Origin of the sequence: Pseudomonas sp. S3E17 (assembly GCF_024168685.1) — a bacterium.
GTDB classification, from domain to species: Bacteria; Pseudomonadota; Gammaproteobacteria; order Pseudomonadales; family Pseudomonadaceae; genus Aquipseudomonas; species Aquipseudomonas marginalis.
Genome location: NZ_JALJWE010000001.1, coordinates 1381497 through 1400095, shown reverse-complemented (window position 1 = coordinate 1400095; position 18599 = coordinate 1381497). Strand labels below are relative to the sequence as shown.

Sequence of the window (18599 nt, the reverse complement as noted above, 5' to 3'; positions counted from 1 at the left end):
CTTCATGTTGTTGTTGGTTACAAATTGTCGTGACATCACGATGGACTACGTGGTTGGTGAGCTCCGTCGACGTGGCCAGCCTTTTTTTCGGCTGAATACCGAACAGTTGCCCCAAGCGTTGTGCTCGATGGCAGGGTTTCCCCGGGACGCGTGGTCTATTTCGCTAGACGGGGTAGTAGTCCGCGGGGCAGCGATAACAGGAGCTTATTTCCGTAGGCCGGGAGCTCCAGTTGTACCGGACACGGCAATGGATCCTGGAGAGCGGGCCTACATCGAAGCGGAGTGGAGTAGCTTCCTCAAAAGCCTTTACTCCCGTTTAGAAGGCCGGTGGCTGAACTCTCCCACCAAGATCTTCATGGCTGAGGACAAGCCGATGCAGCTCCTTCTCGCGCAGGAGATCGGCTTCCATGTACCACAGGCATTTGTGACGAACGACATCTTATGCGCTAGGGCTATCTCTGCTCGTGGCCAGGCCATTGGCAAGCCTCTTCGACAAGCGGTGTTAGCAGGCGAAACGGAGCGAGTCATCTTCACCTCTCGACTCGCTGAGATTGAGGATGAACAGGCGGAAGCCATCAGGCTGACCCCCTTCATTGTGCAATCAGAGATCTTGAAGCAATACGATGTCCGAGTGACCGTCGTGGGCGAGCGGGTTTTTGCGACGGCGATCTGGTCACAAGATAACGAGGAAACGATAACTGACTGGCGCAAGGGCAGTCGTCCTGATCTTCGCCACGAAAAGATTGTTCTTGATCGACGCGTTGAACGTCAGTGCGTGAATCTCGTCCAGCGCCTAGGTCTTCGTTACGGGGCAATCGATTTGGTTTGCGATCAATCGGGCAAATTGTGGTTCTTGGAGATAAATCCGAACGGGCAGTGGGCCTGGATCGAGAATCTCACGGGTTACCCAATCGCTGCTGCAATCGTAGACGAGCTGACGGTGAACGCCATTGCTCAAACTTAAAGACTGGCTTCATTGGGTATGGCCGACCCTCATCCCGTTGTCGCCTACTCAGCAGGCTGAAGATGTGGAATGGAAGCAGGGCATTGCTGCGTCTGTTCAGGCGGGGGATTGGTCGACAGACAGCGACGTGGTGTTGGACGAGTCACGCCGTCTTTTCGATGCAGAGGTTGACCGCCGGAAGGGAGCTGACGCGAAAGCCGGTATCTACCTAGCCGCCATTACGGCGCTGATACCCGTCCTAGTCTCACTGCTGCCCGCTCTGTGGAGCGACAAGTCGAGCAAATGGCTAGGCTGCATTGGTCTCGTCCTGTTCGGATTGGCAGTAGCCTTTCTGCTACGCGCAGGGGCGTGGGCATTCAGAACGTTGAAAGTCGCAGGGTTCGCTCAGCTTGGCCCAGGAGAGCTAGCCAATACCTGGAAAGAAAGCTCGCCTAAAGCGGGCTTAGCTAAACAGCTCGCCCGCGCCGTTCTGCATAACTACTCGCTAGTCAACGAAAAAGTGACCGGCATCAAAATGACCCATGAGTATCTGCTTCGGGCCTTTTTGACCTTCACTATTCTCCTTGTGCTTCAGGTGATGTGGCCGTTTGGCGCGTGGGTAGTCGAGAAAAGCGCCAGGTTGATCGAGGCTCCCGTCCCAGTTCCATTGATCATGTGCTACTCATGACGGTACGAATCCGAACGATCTATCTCTGAAGATGCTACGTATCCAGTACTTTTGAGATGTTTGAGCATGCATCTGAGGCGTTGCTATGGGCGGAGTCAAGAGAATGATGGAAGAGGACATGGAGCGAGGTTTCTCGCGAGTCGAGGACACGTTCGTGTGCTTACGCTGCGTCGAAGATGACGGCCTCAAAGCTTTCATCAAGGATAATTCGGTGAGAGGAATCTGCAGCTATTGCGATGGAAGCCGACGCGTCGCTGACATGAATGACGTGATTGAGCACGTTTTCAACAGCCTCTCAATAGAGTGGGGCGAAGCTACGAATGAGGGGCTCGCTTACGAAACCCGTGAAGGAGGCTGGCAGGGCCGCGTATGCGGCACTTGGGAGCTTCTCTACTACCACGGCCCCGAGTGTTCGGAAGAAGTGTTCGACACTATCGCCGGATCCATACACGACGTGGCATGGTGCGAGAGAGATCCGTATTCGTTACCCATAGATCGAACGCTGGTCTACGGATGGCAGAGCTTCAGTCATTTCATCATTCACACAGCACGATTCGTGTTTTACAAAGCTGTGAACACCTCATATGCGGCTGATCAGCACGATGAGATGAACCCGGTCGACATTCTTGAAACGCTGGGGAGCGTGGCGAAAAAGCTCGACCTAATTGATACAGTGCCTACAGGACAGTCAATCTTCCGCGTTCGCATCGTCGATCCTGAGGTTCACCTCAGCCGAGCTAGTGAGCTTGGGCCGCCACCAGCCGCGCATGCGAACATGCCGAACCGGATGAGCCCCGTGGGAATCCCTATGTTCTATGGGGCGTTCGATCAAGACACCGCCATTCGTGAAACCTACGATCCTGCTGAGGGAGCCCTTAAGAAGGCAGCCACCGGCGAGTTTTCGCCTATCAGGGATCTGCGAGTGGTTGATCTGTCCCGCTCGTTTTATGTGCCGAGCCTTTTCGATCCTGAACTGCAAACGCTAAGGCCATACTTCAGCTTCATGTGTGACTTCGTCGAGGATTTCACCAAACCGATCGAGCGAAGCGATCGAGCTCACGCGGACTATGTTCCGACCCAGGTGGTGACCGAGTATTTCAGGCACGTCTACCGTACCGATGACGATCATCAAATTGATGGGATCATCTACCCGAGCTCGAAGACTGGGAACAAGGCGATCGTTATTTTTGCTGATGCTTCAGGCTGTATCGACGCTGGCGATACGTCTAGTGATCGAACGCTGTTGCGGCTCGACAGAGCATTCGACGTTGATCTGGCCGACTTCGCGGCGGGCGAAGATGACGATGAGATCTTCTGACTATCTGCAGATGCCCTGGGGAAGCAGGGCATCTGTTGAGTGGCTTGGGATTACCCCTGGGAATCGCCAGTCTTTATAAGCCTCAACGGAGAAGCAGGCACCTTGAGCATGAACTGGTTCTCGACCATCTGACTGGTCAGTCCAGCCCCTGCGAGAACCCGGCTCCAAGTAGAAAAATCCAGGAGATCGATTGCTCGTTGCACAAGCAGGGGAGACTCCATTGGGATGAGCTCGTCGAACTCCTCGTGCTTAGTAAACCCTTTCCGAGCGAGATAAGTGAAGCCGCTCTTGGCTTGGTCAGCGGTGAGAAGATCCAAAGCCCGTGCACGATAAATCAGCGCCTTGAAACTCACCTTCCAGCGAAGCTTCAAGTCTTTCAGCGCTGGCCAGTTGAGATACTTACCTCGCATTGCTGGGAACTCAGCGGCGAAGCTAGCCCTTGGCATGAGTAAAGCGCTGGCGAATTGATTAGCTTGCTCTTCCGTTTCCCGGCAGCCGGTTTCCACCCCTTGATGCATCACAAGATGACCTAGCTCGTGGGCCAGATCGAAGCGCTGCCGTCCAGGGTTCACCTTTGAGGTATTCCGGACGATCAATGGACGTTTGTTGAACAATGAAAAGGCGTCAACGCGATCGTCCGCGTCCGCCAGGTTGACGACGAGCACCCCAATCTTTTCCGCAAGCTTGGTAACGCTCGAAAGTGGGCCCAAACCTATTCCTTGCTCTCTCCTAAAACGCTCGGCCACCTGTTCAATTTTTCCGGCACCAGTGACTGGCTCCTCGATGGCATGGAAATCGACGGAGGGAAAAGCTACCTCCTTGTCCAGCTCATCAACGAGAAGCTCGAAGATCTCCACTTGGGCTGCGATTGTTTTCTTGAGCGTTTGGGTCGAGGCTCGCACGCTACGAAAGTGGCATTGTTCAAGCTCAACACCACTTTTGCGCGGAACGAAGAAGAAGCTCTCCTTGACGTTCAGGATTTCGCATAGCTGCTTCAACTGTCCAGGATTGGGAATTGAGTTGATCTCAAGCTTGTGTGCGTATTGTCTGGTCACGCCAAGGAGCTCGCCGATTTCAGCAAGGGATCGCCCCGAGGCGCACCTTGCAAGGCGGAGCTTGTCGGGTGAGAACTCATCACCCAGAGGCAGAAGGCCTGTTGTGTCATTCATCTTTCAAGTCAGCGTCTTTCGTTTCTTTCTGCGCAGCGTCCTTATCGCGACGAACTGGCAGAGAATCATCAATTTCAACAATAGGGGAAAGCTCGGTGACGCGGACAGAAACCAGAGGTTCGTAGTTATGTGTCCACTTGCTAACGACATTTCGGTTGGTGTCGAAGCCCAGGACAGACACGGTGAGAGTCGGGCCATCTGGATTTCGATCGCTGTCTACGTACAGCCGCCACGTTACGTTCCCGTCAGTAGCCGGCCCTAGAAGGCTGTCGTGGTAAAGCTCAACGACGTTCTTCTCCACTCGATAGCCTTTTTTGCGAGTGTCGGGATCATCCGTGACCACCTGCATCAAAACCCCATCAATGCTGACCGTGAAATCCAGCGTGTTGTTGACGAGCTTGAACCAAGGGAGGTCACCCTGGAGATGTAAACGCTTGAAGCGGCCATGAATGCGACCGTAAGGGAAGATCCCTCGAGTCCAGTTAGTGTCATCGTCAGTGGAGGTAGCCTCGAGCGCCTTGTAAGCAGCATCCAAGAGGTTGTTGCAGACGACATCAAGGTGAGCGCGGCTGAGCTTCGGCTCAAGCTCGCTTGGATGCTGGTAATCAGGCATGCATTTCTCCGAAAAGCGTGCAAATAATCTGTAGTGTCAACCGGGATTTTTGTGCATAATTATGAGAATGTCAACCTCTGGTCAGAGTGATCAGTAGCCATGCTAACAAGGCGTGCGCTTTGGCTGCTCAAACTCATGCGAGCTTGGCGAATCTTGGGGTGATTGGGGGTTTTATGAACGTTTTCATCAGCTCTGTCGTTCGAAACTTTGAGAGCTATCGGGCGGCAGCCAAGAAAGCTGTCACGCTGCTGGGGCATGTGCCAGTGATGTGCGAGGATTTTGGGGCGCGGCCTTATTCCTCTCAAGAAGCTTGCATGACTGAGGTCGAGCAGGCAGATGTGGTGGTGCTGGTGCTAGGTGCAGATTTCGGATTCAGAACTGCATCTGGGGAGTCAGTGACACAGCAAGAGTTCCGGCGCGCTCGTGCTGCAGACAAGCCCATCCTCGCGTTCCTGCACGATGTGGACGTGGAGGGGCCTCAGCAGGAGTTTCGCTGGGAAGTATCGGATTATGTCGACGGCCTTTTCCGCGCGACATTCGCCAATGAGCAGGAGCTTTCGGATGGTATCGTCCGGGCATTAAACCAGCTGAATACGAACCGAAGTGCAGTTAGTGAGGAGGAATTTGAGAAACAACTTCAGATTCGGAACGCCACCGGTCGGTGGGGTGGCAGAGACCACGAAACACGGATCGAGCTGGCCTTCCTCCCTCAGCCTGCTAGCCCTGGCAGTCTGCGTGCCATCCACGCGGAGCATGAATCGTATTTCTTGAAGTTTTGCCAAGCTGGACTCAGCACGGTCAAAGCCGGCTATGTGGACTTCGACAGGGATGAGCTTACTGGAATTGATGCTCCGGGCTTGATTTGGCGGCATCACGATCGTGGACTGTCCTGGTTGTCGATGTCCTTGGCAAACCCAGTCCGCACGTCTAACCACTTTGACGGGTACTACATATCGCCAACTCAAGTGAGACGCTTGGCAGAGGCTGCGCATGAGATTCTTTGCCAGGGCCGAGGAGGGTGGTTTCAACTGTCTCTCTATGGCGTTTCATACAAGGTATTTGCTGAGCCGCCTGCGGTTGCCACCAGCAGTTTCACTATGTCGCACCGGTCGGAGCAAGAGGTGGAGGAACGCCGGCTGCTCGTCCCAGCTACCCCTGCGGCTTATGGGCGATGGCTTGATGACGTGATGTTCAAGTTCAAGCGTAAACTGTCGTCATAGTCTGTCTTTGCGCCTGGCATAGGGCTGCCAGGCGCGCCTCGCGTACTTAGCTGGAAGAAATATGAAGGATCATCCCGCTCTCAGCCACCTCTTCAAGTTTGAAGAAACGGCCAGCCACCTTGAGGGCGGGGAAAACAACACAAGCGGCGTAGGGGTCACTGTATTGAGTGGATATTCCTTGGACGTCGAACACTATCTGGCCGGGTGGAAAGCCTAGGTTTTGGGCGCGCGTCAGGTTGTGAAGTGCTCCCTCCCTCTCTCCATTTGCCTCTGCAACCTCAATCACTTTCTGGCGGAGAGTGTCCACTTCGTCGTCAATCACTTCGGTGAAAAACTGCTGCCTGCGATGCCTTCCGAAGCCGAATCCTGCTGAGTTGGCAGAGCCAATACGATTGAGCACGATGCATGCAACGGTAACCAGTTCCATACCACTTCCTTGGTTTGCCTACGGTACTCATTTCATAGATGAAAAATGGTTGGAACGCCAGGAAGCTCAAGAGGTTAAGCGGAACCTTCCAATTTCTTGGCTAGCCCGCCGAACTGCTGTGCGGGCTCCACGTACCTCAACGCCGATTTCAGATCGCCCCAACCTATGAATGATTGCTATTGAGTTAGTACTTGTTGGTCGTTTGGATTTTCAATCTTCGGGGGTAGAAGGGCCCTTACGGGCTTTTGAAAACCGGCGTGATCGTGGGGCGACGGTTGTCCTGCAAGCGATGCCTGTGTCAGCCACTGCGACATCAACCCAGCAAGCGCTCAGACTGCTCCAACGGCAATGAGCACTCTGCGTATTTGAGCTGAGGTGATCCGATAGCATTCAACGGCGATAGGGAACTGTCGCAGGTGATTTTTCGAGAAGAAGATTGTTGAGCCTTAGGCTGGGGGCATCCTTTTCAAACCATCCAAAGCATGCCCTCAGATATGCCCCCAATGTAGCAATTTTCTGGAAGTGGATGGATCTCCATGGTCTATGAAAAGGCAAAAATGATCAGATCAACAGCCTGCCCGACGACGTCTAAAGACTCTCAGGGTCGCCAAAGAACATTTTGACTGGGCTCTAGGACAATATTTTCAGCTCAAAAAATCTAAAATATGCCCCCAGATTTGCCCCCGCTCGCACCGGGTGTGCGAGCGATCGCGAATGGCGATTTCTGACACGGACCTCGGTGGCCGTGGCTGGTATTCAGTGTGCCTCCGTATACTGGATGAGCAACCCGTATCTGGCAAACCCTTGCTTGTTCGGAAGAGTGCATGGGTAATGAGTCGATACCTTTAAGCGGTGTTGTCGGGTGTGTTTTTCAGCACCTATCCTGAAATTGACTCGCACGCGAAGTGTTCGTGCTCTGCGTGATGTTGCCAAGGCGCTGGTCGCCATGGGCATCGATACACGTGCCCATCGAGAGCGGGAGCGTAATGTTAGGCGCCTGGTCACGAAAACACTTTAGAAGCGGTTGTTCAGCATTGAAGTGGTACGCAAAGTTGAACATCGTGTTTCTGGTCTTGGGTCTCGATAGTCAGGTTAGGTCCAAAACCTCCCGCTTCAATTGGCTGCCGAGTCGACTGACAGCGAGGGCGAGGGGGCACCTTACCTTCGCTGTTCATGGCCAGTTAGCCCTTTGGGCTAGCTCGGTGATCAGTCATTAGGCAAGTGCAACTGCACTTCCATGGCGTAATGAAGGAGTCTGACGACCTCGATCACGTCGTCGTTTGCCACACGATAGAACACGATATGGCGTGGGCTTTTGACCGTTCCATGGGTTTGTTTGGCCTGCTGGCGTGAATAGATGAGGTGATAGCTGCGAAGGCCCGGAGCAAGCTCGTCGCGGTCGTGGCTGCCAATGCAATAAGGCGTGTCGGCAAGCGCTTGCAGCGCCGCGAGGATCAGCGCCTGGTAGCGCTGGCGTGCTTGATCGCCGAACTGCGTCTGGGAGAGCCTAAGGATGTCGACAATGTCGGCGCGCGCCGGGTTGGAAATCCGATACTGCGGCATGCTCAGTGTTTCTCGCGCGCGGGGAGGGTTGCCTCCATGCTCAAACCCTCGAGGTAGTGCTCCAGATCTCCGTCGTTCACCTGAGTAAAGCGCCCGCGCTCAAGATCCATGATGCCGATTGAGGTTGCCTGACGCAGTGCCTCAATTTTGGCGGTGTCTTCGGCGACGCGCTGCTCCAATAAACGTAAACCTTCTCGCATCACTTCGCTGGCATTCTGATAGCGGCCGGACTGCACCAGGTCATGGATAACCTGTTCCTGGTGAGGGGTGAGCACAACGTTTCGCGTCGCCATAACTAGCTCCAGTTCTATGCAAACAGGTACTTTTGATTGTTGGCATATTATGCCATTTTCGTTCAGGGGGGAATAGTTTGGGGCTGACATTCGGCGATCAGGTGATGGCCGACTCGGCGCTAATCAGCAAGATTAAAGTGATCCACCCATTAATAAAACGTAAGCGTCCGCCCGACACCCTCTTGCTGATCAGACCTTCGCCTACTTCAACCATTGATTGACCCGCTCGCAGTCAAACGCCGTCGGATCGAACCCATCATCCCCATACCATTCCGACATTGCCTCATGCTCAGGGTGATTCGGATCCGCCAACGCTGCCAGAAAATCTTCATATCCTGGCGCACCACCAATGTCCTCCGGCGGGCGTGCATTAGCCCCATCAATGCAACATGGCACTTGCGGGAAAATAATTGCAGGCAAAGTGTTCTCAACTTTAATACGCAGTTCCCAGTTATCGCCGAAGTCATAGACGTAGCGAAACGTCTTCTTCCCGTACAACATGCTGATCAGCTTTTTGCGCTGCTCCGAAATCACTGGCGGGCCCCATTCCGCGTCCGGTACACCATAACTTTCATCATCAATTTCAAACTCATGCAGGTGCGTATCGCACCAGCCAAAAACGGCCTGGATCACGCGATGTAACTTGCTCAAGGTGATGTTTTCAGGCACCGCCACCCAACGTCAGACACGCTGCCGCTGGTTGCCTGGGGCCAGACAAAGCGGCCTTGTTCCAGGCGTTTGCAGAACAGACATAAGCCGTCGCCGTCCCACCACAGCAATTTGATTCGATCACCGCGCCGTCCGCGAAAGGCAAAAATCTGGCCGGAGAAGGGATCGGTTTCCAGCTGTGTTTGTACCAACGCTGCCAATCCATCAAAGCCACGGCGCATTTCAGTGACGCCGGCGGCGATCTAGATACGGATTCCAGCGGGAGGTGCAATCATCACAGCAACTGCTGCAAGGTGAGTTGCAAGGTCTGCGGATCAGGCGTGCCGGTGATATGTAGCTTGGCTTTTCCTACTTCTATAAGGATCTCGGAATGGGTTCTTGCGGCAGCGGCGCGGGTGGCGACAATTCAATAGGCGCGTCAATAACTTCAACGGGTAACAGTGTTGCCCCCCCCGACTGACCGGGCCGAACACCCCATCTAGGTACTGCTGCCGCCAGCGAAAGACCATGTTGACGTTGACGTCGTGTTCGCGAGCGATCAACGACACGGAGACACCAGGTTGGTATGAGGCTTCGACGACCTTGCGCTTGAAAGCGGGAGGGAAGTTCGGGCGGCGACCAGGGCAACGAAGGGGAGCTGTATCCAAAGTAGTGTCCACTAAAAAATGGTGCCCACTATCTTGGCGAATTGGGAGGGCTCTCAGGAGAGGGTGTTGGGTGGACGGTGACGGTTTGAGTTTGTGCTTAAAGCAAACGACGACATTCGCAACATGTAACCGCAACATTGCAGGTACCAGCCCCCCATTTTTTCTGGAATCGCAGAGGATGGGGCCGGTCTACATTGGCGTCCAGAGTCCACAATGAGCGTAGGTAGGAATTCCCCACCGATGGGTCGACCTACCGCTATAGGCCGCGAAATATGGGGGGGCTATATCGCCAGCGCATTAGAGCGGCCGGTAAAGGCCTCCATTTTGCCCTAAAACTATGCAGTAAAGCTGGACTGGATCCAAACCCTGTATGCTGCAATGAGCAATGAACTGGCGCCTAGGGCACTATAGCTACCACACATTGACGACTGAAATGATCGAGGTAGGAAGGATGGATATCGAAATCTTGATGGGTGATCCGGAAGACGAGGCTGAGGGCATGACTACGGAGACTCAACACGTTGACCCAGATGAATACTTTGCAAAAAATGCATTTCGAATAATCTATCAAACAAACAATTTTTTTCTTCCGCAGATACGCGACCTTATCGACAAAGGGGAAGTGCTTAATCTTCGACCTGAATATCAACGTCGCCTGAGATGGTCCGTTGCTCAAAAATCAAAGCTCATAGAATCATTACTTCTAAACATACCAGTGCCTCCAGTATTTTTATATGAAAGCGACGCCGCTCGATATGAAGTGATGGATGGCCAGCAACGCCTGAATACCGTCCGGGAGTTTATTGCCAATGACTTTGCACTAACTGGGCTTACAGTGCTCAAGCCCCTCATTGGGCTTCGCTATCACCGCTGCCCGACGCGAATCAAGCGAGCGCTGGATCGGGCAAGTCTGTCTGCAATTGTGCTGTTGCTAGAAAGCGAACCTGAAAAAGCTCAAGGTAGGCTTTCGCTAACAGATATACGACGATTTATTTTCGATCGTTTGAATACTGGGGGTACCAAACTAAATCCGCAAGAAATTCGCAACGCACTCAATGCCGGGAGTTTCAACAAAGTCATTATTGACTTGACTAGATTTAATCTTTTTACAGAGGTTTTCGATATTCCGCCATATATTGAGTCCGATCCGAACGAGTATTATGAAAATCCTCTACGTCAGAAAAACAACCTTTATTCCACTATGGGTGATTGCCAGCTTGTGCTTCGCTACTTTGCTCTCAGAGACGAAGCAAATATTCGAGGCTCAATGAAATCAATGTTAGACAGAGCAATGGAACGAGTCACCTCTGAGCAAGAAGGAGAAGTGATGAAACAAGAATTCATTGAGCGTTTTACCTTGTTATACAAGATTTTCAATGGCAATCCTTTCGTACTCCCCCCTGACGAAAAGGGCAGATCACGAGTATCCGCAGCTATGTTCGACTCGGCAATGGTAGCTATGAATGATCTGTGGGAGCACAGGGATTCCATTCGGAGCGATGGCCTAGCGATTCAAGAACGGATGGCAGCCGCTCTTAATAATGCGGAAGGCATAAGCACTCTTACCGGACAAGGTAATACTGCCAATGCCGTGAAAGCTCGCATCACTTTGATGCGAACAATCCTGCGGCCGGAGTAATTAATGTGGCGACTCCTTTTGAGATAGTCACTGAAGAGTTCGTAGACGACATGGAGGCCATCCGCTCCCTTGTCGAAACATTTAATGATCCCCAGAAACCCGCTAAGGCAAGAATTGCCGCCGCCAACTCTGCCACTCTGCTGCTCGCGGCCACTTTCGAAGAATACGTCAGAGAAATGGCAAGGGAATATGCGCGTGCTGTAGTCTCCGCAACAGAGTCTTTCGATAAGCTTCCAAACAAGTTAGCAGCTACAGCTTGGAAAAGAACTATGGATGGCCTTTCGAAAGTCAGGTTTGATGGCAACCAAATAGGCGGCGGACAAGAAAATATATTCGGAATAGCTCAAGCAAAGTTCAATGTCATACACGATTTCTGCAAAGGAGACTTAACACAAGATATATATAAAGACCTAATCCACAACGAAAACAATATGCGTCCAAACGAAATTAATGGACTCTTTAAAGTTAGCGGGCTAGGAGACACCTGCAAGAAAATTTCGGATAAACCTACGATACTTGAAATATTTGGCGACGCAGACCCCGCCAAGGCCCATGGAAAACTGCTGGTACACCTTGAAGAGTTTTTCGAGCGCCGCAACGCGATTGCTCACGCGCTAAATCCAGGCCAATCCAGTGGCCCCGGCCAAATCATCAATGACTTAAATCTACTGATAAGCTTTGGCGTTGCTCTCTGTGAAACTTTGACTGCACTTTCACCGCCAATAGCTCTAGGGGCGCCATTAGAAATTCAAGATATGTAAAATTAAAAAAACCACCAGATCTTCGAAATGCAACAAATCCCCTCCTGTGTAGTCTGGGAAAAATGGAGGGGATGTATGACACCTATTGTTGTCGCTAGAAAAATCCCCCTAACGCGGCAGGCTCCCAATTCATGATCACGAGCTCCCCGCTCATCTCGGCTTTGCCTTGGCGCTGATTGGTGTTGCGTAACTGTCCGCCCAACGTAACCGAACGGGGATCACAGGTTGTGCAACGGTACCCAGTTATGCGGCAACAACTCGGCGATCTCACTTGCACGCTGCGTTGGTAGTCGCGCCAGAACGTCTTTCAAGTAAGCATATGGGTCATGCCCGTTGAGTTTGGCCGACTGGATAAGGCTCATTAGCGCCGACGCGCGTTTAGCGCGCAGCCACATGGGCAGTGAGTGTTGTCTGGTTCGTGATGGATCAACGTGCGTGGAAACTCTGCTGGCAATGCCGCGCGCTTAGGCTTTTGCTTTTTCTCAGGCTGCGTTGGAGCCGCTTGCAAGGCTTGAAGCTCAGCCTCAATCGCGACGATATCGGTATCGATCAAGTCATCGAGCAGGCTGGCCTGCTCTGGATTCAGCTGCTCGCTGCGCTTGGCAAACTTGAAACGCTTGAGCTGCGCGATTTCGTGGGTCAGCTTCTCGATAACCGTTTGGTCGCGGTTGATCTTCTTGTCCATGGTCTCGACTTGCGACAGCAACTTCGCCGCGAGGGCGCGCAGTTGGTCGGAGGACATTTGGTCGAGATTGGGAGAAAAAGTCATACCTTGGATTGCACCAAAGCAGGTCGCTTGCATCAGTAGGCCAAGGCGCCAATTTCAGCTTTTTTAAAGCAGTGTGATCGCACCGCCACTGCCCATGCGTTGCCAGGGTAAACCCAACACCAAGGCCTGAAGTTGCTCGGTATTCAACTCGAGTTCAAGGCCTTGACGAATGCCTGGCCAGTGGAACTTGGCCTTGGTTCAATCGGCGAGCCGCCAGCCAGATGCCAAACCCATCATGCACCAGCACTTTCATTCGAGTGGCGCGGTGATTGGCAAACAGATAAGCGCAGTGAGGCTTCGCCGCACCGAACACCGCGATCACCCTGGCCAGCGCAGTCTTGGTGCCGGCACGCATGTCCATGGGGTCGGTGGCGAGCCAGATGGAGTCTATGCGGATCATCGAGTGAGCCCACGGATGAATCGGGTGCACCCTTCGGATTTGAGGATGGCCACTTTACTGTGAGCGTCTGCTGGCCAAAAGGGACTTCGATGATGACAGACATTTGCTGATCGGGTTGGATGCTCGGCTCCAGCTTCAACGGAACGAAAGCGGGTAAAGCCGGTACCTGATGATCTCGATAAACAGGTATCCATTTGCGAACCAGATTGGCGTTGATGCCGTGCCGTAAGGCTACGCTGGCGATCGAAATTCCAGGTTGCAAGCATTCCTGAACGACCTGGGTTTTAAAAGATTTGGAATAAGAGCTTCGTTGGCGCATTGCGATCCTGACGATAAGGACGATGGTGTCCACGTATTTTTAAGTGGGGAACATCGCCTTTATGGCTGGGATCACGTAAGTGACTTCACCGGCCGGTTGGGGATTACCAAAGCCTTGGACTACAGCCTCAAGCGCTGGGTGGCGTTGAGTCGCTATCTGGATGACGGCACGGTACCGATAGACAACAACCACATCGAAAATCAGATAAGGCCATGGGCTCTTGGGCGCAAGAACTGGCTCTTCGCCGGGTCGCTACGCAGCGGAAAACGATCTGCGGCGATCATGAGTTTGACCCAGTTAGCGCGGCTGAATGGCCACGATCCGTACGCCTATCTAAAGGATGTTCTCACGCGTCTGCCGACGCAGCGGGCGAGTGAAATTGAGCAGTTGCTTCCGCATATAGTGGCAGCCGGTTTAATCACGCAAGACGTGATGCCCGGACGCATACCTCACAGATCACTACATACCGAGCTCAAAGAACGCACACCCGTATCCTAAGGATCGCTTCGCGTCCCGAACCCAAGGCAGGAGCCGTATGCGGGAGTTCCGCACGTACGGATCTGTGCGGGGGGTGGCAGGTAACTGCCATCCATACCGCGACCGATGCTAGACGAAAAGCTCCACGCCCTACCGAGCTTCAACATTAGTGCAGGCCTACAACTACGTCAGAGACAACTGTCATGAGGGATTGAAACGGCAATCACCGCTCGCTAAGAAGCGAGGCCCGTCAAAACAACGATCCAGTGCTCATACGACGCCCATAGAGCTCCGATATCTGCTTCTGGAACTGGGTCTGCCCCCCGTAGCTAGGATGTCTTACGCAAACCACGGGTACAGAATCTGTAATGCGATGTGCCGCAGCGGCAGCATCGTTGCCAATGGCCACGATGCGAGAGGGCCGTAGTAAGTCAATGAGCTGCTGTAGAAGCGCTTCACCTGCGCGTCTCTCACTCGCGTTGTGCTGCCGGTTTGTGAACGGATCTCCTGATTCATGCGGATGAAGAGGAAAGACGTTCCACAAGAAGATGCGAGCATCAATGTTTTCCAGCATCCCCCATATGACCGCAGCGGTTCGCTCGGCCACAGCATTGCCTATCGTCGGTCGCTCGGAGGCTAGGTCAAGATTCCAGCGTCTAGTGTGCTGGCTTATGTGAACATCGTCAGTCAGGGCTAAGCCTGTACGGCGTCCTCCGCGATATCCGAGGTCTCGTCCGATCCATATCGCATCTACGGGCTCCTCAGTTGCACGACGCAACATGGCGGACAGCGCGGCAGCACGGCGACGCGGTGCATCGCGCCGGTCATGAATTTCACAACGATCCGAATACGGATTGAAGCAGTCTTCAAACTGCAGCGAAGCGACTGCATCAACAAATGGGTGGATCTTCATTTTTCAGACTCAAGCGGCATGTATGTGATGGTGCGTTGTTCTCGGTTTCCAATGATCCAACCACCTTGGTTCGCCTTAAGCTGGCGAAAGACAGCATAGCCATCCAGAATCGCTCTTTCCCAGAGCTTCAGCGGGCATTTCTCAACTTCGTAACCAGCCACGAACTCGCCAATAGTCTTGAGAAGCCCAAGTGAAATTTTTTCTTGTTCCTCGAAGAAATTCAGCTCCTTGGCTCTGGAGAATATCCACGCCGAAACCCCTTCTTCCACGACGATGGCCCGACCACTGTCCTGTTCTTCATCATACCTCGGATGACTCTTCCGCTTGTGTCTAATCAATGCCCGCGTTACAGGCGACCAGTGCAGGATTGCTGCGTAAGCAAAGTGAAAGACATCATGGAACCGATAGCCATCATTATCGGCAATGTTGTCAGTCAGCGGATCTCCAATGAATACCCCCTTCCATTGGAGATAACTCTTACCGCTTCCTCGTTGATTTACCCGTATCCTAAAGTCCCTAGGAAGCTGCTCTTCGATCCCAAACTCACAGTCGAAATCAAGGCCAGCTAAATCATCTACTTGAGGCTCCAAAAACGCGCCACGAGCCTTCCGAAGATTGCCGCGAGCTACCTCCGAAAACGCAAGTTTGGCTGCGTGCATTGCATCCAAGTATGCTCGTGCGAAAGAAACCAAATTAGTACGGGTAGGAGTGTTTCCCAGCAAAGCCGCTGCTGATTGTCCAAGAAGTACCAATGTGGTATCCAAGGTAGTAGTCGAGTTTACGGGTACAGCGATATAAGCTAACGCACCTTCGGCTACATCACTTGCAGCTCCTAAATTTCTGAAGTTTCCGTGATTCGCAGCTTCCGCGAAGATATCTTCAAGAGGGATCTGCAAGCGTCTGCAGATTGCCGCTAAATACCAAAGAGTGTCCCCAAATTCTTCTTCCGCCGCCTTCCTAAAACCAGGGTATGCCGTTCTCTCGCGAACATTTTTTTTGGCCGTAGCCATTATTCCACCAACTTCTCCGTATAGTCCTTGGAGGACTGGATTGAAGTCATGCGAATCAAGTACGTCTGTAGCTGCGATTTCCGCAGCGTAATCTGACAGTAAGAGTGAGCCTTCTTTTTTCATAGGTCACCTGCGGAGAGTCAGCCATTCGAATGGTGCGCTCTGATAACCGCGCACACCAAAACTACGAATCCACTTTTCAAAGTTTGCAATCAGTTGCACATCAGAAAAGGTGGTTAGCCCAATTCCTGTTTTACATAGGTGGCGGCCTTGCTGGTCTTTCAACTCATCGGGAAATTCCGGGCCTTCGCCTCCGAAATACACAAAATCGTCGCTAATCAGAACTCTGTTAACACCTGTATCACGTGCCACGTGGTCCGAGTTGGATGAGCCATCTGGATGAGAGTGAAACGAGTCGCGCTGCTGCCAATCGGCCCCACCTGCAGCCCTGAAATATATATTGTCTCCACAGCTTTGTTTCCGACTACCACTACGGTACGGTTTCTTGGATTCAAACCTAGGATCTAAACAATATTGATCAAATGTCATCGCTTCAGTTACACGCATTGCATAAACGAGATGTCCACCAAGACGAATACTTCGATCATTACTACCACTACCAACTACCCAATCCCCGACATGAGCTGTTTGACGGATTCTGGGTTTGCAGGTTGCAAGCGAACAGTAACCGTAGAATGGATTAGGCGCGAAACCACTGTCATACCGCACGACATAAGAATGAATACGAGCCATTAGCACGGATGCCTCTTCAACGGCACCTGATCACAGGCATCACCATCAGGCTTCTCCCAAGAATCCTTCCCGTTGATTGCATCAACGATTGCATTACCACTCCATCCAACCAAAGCGTCGGCATACTCTTTAAGGGCGCTTGGGAGGTCACATTCTTTCTCGCCATGCTCCCATACACCAACAATGCGCTTTCCCTGTTTGGCTGCATATTCAATTTCCCAGTTAACCCAATCACTGTCCTTGGTCTGGGGGGAAACGTAGCAAATAAAAACGCCAGCCCAGTTGATAGCTGGCGCAAGAATCTGTGTCTTGATGTAGTGCTCATCAGTGGCATCGTTGAATTTCCCTGTATGAATGGAGGAATCTCTTACCTCCAGCCCTTTAGGGGCTAGCAAATTCTTGAGCTTCTGCAGCCCATGGTCATCCTTGTGGACATGGCTGATAAATACATTCCTTTTCTCCGCCATCGGTCACCTCCAGTCCTTGTACATAGATGGTACTCTTCTAAGCTTTAATTCTTGTCCATTACGCCATAGTCACAGTTCCCGACCAAAAAGCAATACAGATCCTAGATGTTCCCTTTTCATGTTGTAGGCACTACAGGTAGGTTGGAATTAAAGAGTGTTTATCCACTTGCCATTGCCTCGAGTGTCGTAGAAGGCAAGACCAGCAGCGCCACTAGGCACATCGATTTTGTTATAGAGGTTCAGGTACTCGTTGCCATAAAAATGACCAACGTTGTCCACGGTGGGGACGATCGCGATGCGATCATGGGGCTTTTTGCCATCCGCAAAGCCGATTTCCCAGGGGCACCAGCGCGACGTCATCGAGTTCTGCGTTGCAAGAAAGAGGAACCAGTCGGCGTGGATAATTGCGGCCTTGATATGGAAGGCCGTTTCAGCATCTGGCTTGTCGGGCATTGTCTGATCCTGCCAGTCGATGTAGACATCCCATCCTTGACTGTTGAGCAGTTCCTGCAAGCCTAGAGCGAGTGTTGCGTCCTTGTGGCTATGGCTCAAAAAAGCTGTGGGTTGACTGAAACGCTTACTGAATCGCCCTTGCATGGAGCGGCGTTGGCCTGCGTTGAGGAGATCTGACTGGCGAATTGGCATAAGCAAGCTTTCCTAGCATTTTGCAAGCAAAGTGCCATCTTTTGAAGCGTTGTTCAAGCTGCCAACATTGTCTCAAATCAACATCTCTAAGCAGTGAACCAATCCATAACTCAGACCTGGCCATCATAGTGATGTCGCCGGCGATTGCTTGGTGTAATCTTGCTGACTTCTAACCCGCTTGATGTCTGCCGGTCTCACTTTACAGGGCGACCACAGACTACACATGCCAGAGTGAACTGAAGTCGCTCCGAAATAATGGCGGCGGGTTGTCAACGAACGGAGGCAAGGGATGGCACGCAGAACATTTTTTTCATTCCATTATCAAGAAGACGTTTGGCGAGTCTTTAATGTCAGGAATTGCTTGGTTGTCAGCAACGATCAAGCGGCGGATGGGTTTTTCGACGGCAGTGTATTCGAAGCTTCCCAGAAGGAAGGCGATGAGGCGCTCAAGACTTTCCTCCGTAATGGTCTCAAGAGCACTTCCGTGACCTGCGTGCTTGCCGGTCAGTACACCGCTGCCAGGCGGTGGGTACGTTATGAGATCGTGCGCAGCGTTTTGAAGGGCAATGGGCTGCTCACCGTCGATATCCATGGCCTAAAAAACAACGAGAAGGAGCTGGGATTGAAAGGCAAAGACCCACTGGCTGAAGTGGGTGTCTATCTCTCCAGCGGAAAGATTTATTTCGCGGAGCTCAAGGACGGTAAATGGGTGAAGTACTCGGACTACGCCGCCGCCATCCCTGCCTCTGATCTGTGGTTTGATGCCCCTACCAGCGACAACAAGGTTGTCAAGCTGTCCGAGCACTGCATGAGATACGACTTCGTCGCTCAAAACGGCAGGGAAAACATCGCTGGCTGGATCGAAACCGCAGCGGGCTTGGCCGGTCGCTAGAAAT

The 18599-nt window shown here is 52.5% G+C and carries 20 protein-coding genes and 6 pseudogenes; 8 read left to right on the top strand and 18 right to left on the bottom strand.

Annotated elements, in window-relative coordinates:
* Nucleotides 1-4: 4 nt before the first annotated feature.
* From J3D60_RS05915 to J3D60_RS05905, 3 genes are all read left to right on the top strand, one after another.
* On the top strand, nt 5-964 hold the full coding sequence (locus tag J3D60_RS05915; RefSeq protein WP_226524850.1) for a hypothetical protein: 960 nt from the start codon (nt 5-7) through the stop codon (nt 962-964).
* The gene (locus J3D60_RS05910) at nt 951-1631 is read left to right on the top strand and encodes a hypothetical protein (protein WP_226524849.1); all 681 of its coding nucleotides are present in this window, start codon (nt 951-953) and stop codon (nt 1629-1631) included. The genes J3D60_RS05915 and J3D60_RS05910 overlap by 14 nt, the downstream gene beginning before the upstream one ends.
* A gap of 103 nt (nt 1632-1734) precedes the next feature.
* The gene (locus tag J3D60_RS05905) at nt 1735-2949 is read left to right on the top strand and encodes a HEPN-associated N-terminal domain-containing protein (protein WP_253490394.1); all 1215 of its coding nucleotides are present in this window, start codon (nt 1735-1737) and stop codon (nt 2947-2949) included.
* 50 nt (nt 2950-2999) lie between these two features.
* On the opposite strand, the gene J3D60_RS05900 is transcribed toward J3D60_RS05905, so the two are convergent.
* Together J3D60_RS05900 and J3D60_RS05895 are read right to left on the bottom strand one after the other, a co-directional pair.
* Complete coding sequence (locus J3D60_RS05900; protein ID WP_074909455.1) at nt 3000-4118, bottom strand: XRE family transcriptional regulator; 1119 nt, start codon at nt 4116-4118, stop codon at nt 3000-3002.
* Complete coding sequence (locus J3D60_RS05895) at nt 4111-4731, bottom strand: hypothetical protein (protein WP_005737903.1); 621 nt, start codon at nt 4729-4731, stop codon at nt 4111-4113. Before J3D60_RS05895 ends, J3D60_RS05900 begins: the two co-directional genes overlap by 8 nt.
* A 119-nt stretch (nt 4732-4850) precedes the next feature.
* Here J3D60_RS05895 and J3D60_RS05890 point away from each other — a divergent pair, with 119 nt between their 5' ends.
* Complete coding sequence (locus J3D60_RS05890) at nt 4851-5951, top strand: DUF4062 domain-containing protein (RefSeq protein WP_226524847.1); 1101 nt, start codon at nt 4851-4853, stop codon at nt 5949-5951.
* A gap of 46 nt (nt 5952-5997) precedes the next feature.
* Here J3D60_RS05890 and J3D60_RS05885 read toward each other — a convergent pair whose 3' ends face one another.
* The 6 genes and pseudogenes from J3D60_RS05885 to J3D60_RS31350 form a co-directional block, all read right to left on the bottom strand.
* Nucleotides 5998-6378: a hypothetical protein gene (locus J3D60_RS05885; protein WP_226524846.1), complete on the bottom strand. Its 381-nt coding sequence runs from the start codon at nt 6376-6378 to the stop codon at nt 5998-6000.
* Nucleotides 6379-7584: 1206 nt separating this feature from the next.
* Complete coding sequence (locus J3D60_RS05880) at nt 7585-7941, bottom strand: type II toxin-antitoxin system RelE/ParE family toxin (protein WP_253490392.1); 357 nt, start codon at nt 7939-7941, stop codon at nt 7585-7587.
* Between the two features lie 2 nt (nt 7942-7943).
* On the bottom strand, nt 7944-8234 hold the full coding sequence (locus J3D60_RS05875; RefSeq protein ID WP_253490390.1) for a type II toxin-antitoxin system ParD family antitoxin: 291 nt from the start codon (nt 8232-8234) through the stop codon (nt 7944-7946).
* Between the two features lie 201 nt (nt 8235-8435).
* Nucleotides 8436-8930: pseudogene (locus J3D60_RS05870) on the bottom strand (plasmid pRiA4b ORF-3 family protein); the annotation flags it as partial.
* A gap of 47 nt (nt 8931-8977) precedes the next feature.
* Nucleotides 8978-9124: pseudogene (gene tnpB, locus J3D60_RS05865) on the bottom strand (IS66 family insertion sequence element accessory protein TnpB); the annotation flags it as partial.
* Between the two features lie 93 nt (nt 9125-9217).
* Nucleotides 9218-9688 (bottom strand): transposase, encoded by a 471-nt coding sequence (locus J3D60_RS31350; protein ID WP_367399666.1) that lies wholly within the window; start codon nt 9686-9688, stop codon nt 9218-9220.
* Nucleotides 9689-10001: 313 nt separating this feature from the next.
* On the opposite strand from J3D60_RS31350, the gene J3D60_RS05860 reads away from it, so the two are divergent.
* Together J3D60_RS05860 and J3D60_RS05855 are read left to right on the top strand one after the other, a co-directional pair.
* On the top strand, nt 10002-11189 hold the full coding sequence (locus J3D60_RS05860) for a DUF262 domain-containing protein (protein WP_253490388.1): 1188 nt from the start codon (nt 10002-10004) through the stop codon (nt 11187-11189).
* Between the two features lie 5 nt (nt 11190-11194).
* Complete coding sequence (locus tag J3D60_RS05855) at nt 11195-11950, top strand: HEPN domain-containing protein (RefSeq protein WP_253490386.1); 756 nt, start codon at nt 11195-11197, stop codon at nt 11948-11950.
* Nucleotides 11951-12044: 94 nt separating this feature from the next.
* Here the strand turns inward: J3D60_RS05855 and J3D60_RS05850 are convergent.
* From J3D60_RS05850 to J3D60_RS05830, 5 genes and pseudogenes are all read right to left on the bottom strand, one after another.
* Nucleotides 12045-12128: pseudogene (locus tag J3D60_RS05850) on the bottom strand (DNA adenine methylase); the annotation flags it as partial.
* Between the two features lie 40 nt (nt 12129-12168).
* Nucleotides 12169-12312 carry a transposase domain-containing protein gene (locus tag J3D60_RS31345; protein WP_367399665.1) on the bottom strand — a complete coding sequence of 48 codons (144 nt, stop codon included), beginning with the start codon at nt 12310-12312 and terminating at the stop codon, nt 12169-12171.
* A gap of 17 nt (nt 12313-12329) precedes the next feature.
* A pseudogene (locus J3D60_RS05840) lies at nt 12330-12719 on the bottom strand (transposase); the annotation flags it as partial.
* Between the two features lie 154 nt (nt 12720-12873).
* Nucleotides 12874-13119 (bottom strand): IS66 family insertion sequence element accessory protein TnpB, encoded by a 246-nt coding sequence (tnpB, locus tag J3D60_RS05835; protein WP_253490384.1) that lies wholly within the window; start codon nt 13117-13119, stop codon nt 12874-12876.
* A gap of 181 nt (nt 13120-13300) precedes the next feature.
* Nucleotides 13301-13438 (bottom strand): annotated as a pseudogene (locus tag J3D60_RS05830) (transposase); the annotation flags it as partial.
* 108 nt (nt 13439-13546) lie between these two features.
* Between J3D60_RS05830 and J3D60_RS05825 the strand changes: the two are divergent.
* Nucleotides 13547-13856, top strand: a pseudogene (locus tag J3D60_RS05825) (transposase); the annotation flags it as partial.
* Between the two features lie 309 nt (nt 13857-14165).
* Here J3D60_RS05825 and J3D60_RS31340 read toward each other — a convergent pair.
* The 5 genes from J3D60_RS31340 to J3D60_RS05800 form a co-directional block, all read right to left on the bottom strand.
* Entirely contained in the window at nt 14166-14489 is a 324-nt protein-coding gene (locus J3D60_RS31340) for a uracil-DNA glycosylase (RefSeq protein ID WP_367399677.1), read from the bottom strand.
* Between the two features lie 335 nt (nt 14490-14824).
* Nucleotides 14825-15961 carry a nucleoside triphosphate pyrophosphohydrolase family protein gene (locus tag J3D60_RS05815; RefSeq protein WP_253490382.1) on the bottom strand — a complete coding sequence of 379 codons (1137 nt, stop codon included), beginning with the start codon at nt 15959-15961 and terminating at the stop codon, nt 14825-14827.
* A 3-nt stretch (nt 15962-15964) separates the two neighbouring features.
* Complete coding sequence (locus J3D60_RS05810) at nt 15965-16591, bottom strand: hypothetical protein (protein ID WP_253490380.1); 627 nt, start codon at nt 16589-16591, stop codon at nt 15965-15967.
* Nucleotides 16591-17058, bottom strand: a complete 468-nt coding sequence (locus tag J3D60_RS05805) for a TIR domain-containing protein (protein ID WP_253490378.1) — start codon at nt 17056-17058, stop codon at nt 16591-16593. Before J3D60_RS05805 ends, J3D60_RS05810 begins: the two co-directional genes overlap by 1 nt.
* 147 nt (nt 17059-17205) lie before the next feature.
* Nucleotides 17206-17703, bottom strand: coding sequence for a toll/interleukin-1 receptor domain-containing protein (locus J3D60_RS05800; RefSeq protein WP_253490376.1), 498 nt, complete (start codon nt 17701-17703; stop codon nt 17206-17208).
* 289 nt (nt 17704-17992) lie between these two features.
* On the opposite strand from J3D60_RS05800, the gene J3D60_RS05795 reads away from it, so the two are divergent.
* Nucleotides 17993-18595 carry a TIR domain-containing protein gene (locus J3D60_RS05795; RefSeq protein ID WP_253490374.1) on the top strand — a complete coding sequence of 201 codons (603 nt, stop codon included), beginning with the start codon at nt 17993-17995 and terminating at the stop codon, nt 18593-18595.
* Nucleotides 18596-18599 lie beyond the last annotated feature (4 nt).

Coding starts and splice junctions, on each gene's coding strand:
- tnpB (WP_253490384.1), bottom strand. CDS start 13,119: ATGATCCGCATAGACTCCATCTGGCTCGCCACCGACCCCATGGACATG.
- J3D60_RS31340 (WP_367399677.1), bottom strand. CDS start 14,489: ATGCTGGAAAACATTGATGCTCGCATCTTCTTGTGGAACGTCTTTCCT.
- J3D60_RS05795 (WP_253490374.1), top strand. CDS start 17,993: ATGGCACGCAGAACATTTTTTTCATTCCATTATCAAGAAGACGTTTGG.
- J3D60_RS05805 (WP_253490378.1), bottom strand. CDS start 17,058: ATGGCGGAGAAAAGGAATGTATTTATCAGCCATGTCCACAAGGATGAC.
- J3D60_RS05860 (WP_253490388.1), top strand. CDS start 10,002: ATGGATATCGAAATCTTGATGGGTGATCCGGAAGACGAGGCTGAGGGC.
- J3D60_RS05810 (WP_253490380.1), bottom strand. CDS start 16,591: ATGGCTCGTATTCATTCTTATGTCGTGCGGTATGACAGTGGTTTCGCG.
- J3D60_RS05915 (WP_226524850.1), top strand. CDS start 5: ATGTTGTTGTTGGTTACAAATTGTCGTGACATCACGATGGACTACGTG.
- J3D60_RS05905 (WP_253490394.1), top strand. CDS start 1,735: ATGATGGAAGAGGACATGGAGCGAGGTTTCTCGCGAGTCGAGGACACG.
- J3D60_RS05800 (WP_253490376.1), bottom strand. CDS start 17,703: ATGCCAATTCGCCAGTCAGATCTCCTCAACGCAGGCCAACGCCGCTCC.
- J3D60_RS05895 (WP_005737903.1), bottom strand. CDS start 4,731: ATGCCTGATTACCAGCATCCAAGCGAGCTTGAGCCGAAGCTCAGCCGC.
- J3D60_RS05815 (WP_253490382.1), bottom strand. CDS start 15,961: ATGAAAAAAGAAGGCTCACTCTTACTGTCAGATTACGCTGCGGAAATC.
- J3D60_RS05900 (WP_074909455.1), bottom strand. CDS start 4,118: ATGAATGACACAACAGGCCTTCTGCCTCTGGGTGATGAGTTCTCACCC.
- J3D60_RS31345 (WP_367399665.1), bottom strand. CDS start 12,312: ATGAGCCTTATCCAGTCGGCCAAACTCAACGGGCATGACCCATATGCT.
- J3D60_RS31350 (WP_367399666.1), bottom strand. CDS start 9,688: ATGTTGCGGTTACATGTTGCGAATGTCGTCGTTTGCTTTAAGCACAAA.
- J3D60_RS05880 (WP_253490392.1), bottom strand. CDS start 7,941: ATGCCGCAGTATCGGATTTCCAACCCGGCGCGCGCCGACATTGTCGAC.
- J3D60_RS05885 (WP_226524846.1), bottom strand. CDS start 6,378: ATGGAACTGGTTACCGTTGCATGCATCGTGCTCAATCGTATTGGCTCT.
- J3D60_RS05875 (WP_253490390.1), bottom strand. CDS start 8,234: ATGGCGACGCGAAACGTTGTGCTCACCCCTCACCAGGAACAGGTTATC.